The organism is Oleiphilus sp. HI0125 (assembly GCF_001635355.1).
Genome location: NZ_LWGF01000352.1, coordinates 1 through 494, shown reverse-complemented (window position 1 = coordinate 494; position 494 = coordinate 1). Strand labels below are relative to the sequence as shown.

Sequence of the window (494 nt, the reverse complement as noted above, 5' to 3'; positions counted from 1 at the left end):
TCAATTGTGACTTCGCCAAAACCAATTTCCTTGAGTTCTGGATCGTCACTGTCGATAAAACGAATATTGCGGTTCGTGAATGTACAAAAGTCATCATCATCAATCGTGGCTTGTTTCACTCTCTGACGAATGCTATCAAATGCCGCTTCGGTAAGTACTAATTGCTCAAAGAAATCGAGTTGGTTGGTTGCGCTCGTGACTACTGAACCATCGTCTTCGTAATTGAGAAATTCATTAACGAGTCTTTTTATTTCAGTCAGTGCATCGCTCTCTTCCGCAGTTAATGTTTCCATTGGATCGGCGAACATCGTATTGATTGCGGTGTTTAAATAGAGTTGGTATGCGTTGGGGTCAGTATTGGCATCGACTTTATAGCGGTCTGCTCTAGGAACTGGAAAAGCAATATCTAGAGCTTGCCCTTCGGCACATTTTTGAGCAGTAGTTTGGAACGCTGGATCACAGGCGCTTAACAATAAAGCTGAACAGAGTGTTGC

1 protein-coding gene is annotated in these 494 nt (G+C 42.9%); it reads right to left on the bottom strand.

The annotated features are described in order from the left end of the window. On the bottom strand, positions 1-494 hold a 494-nt coding region (locus A3762_RS27100; RefSeq protein ID WP_197469035.1), incomplete at both ends, for a hypothetical protein.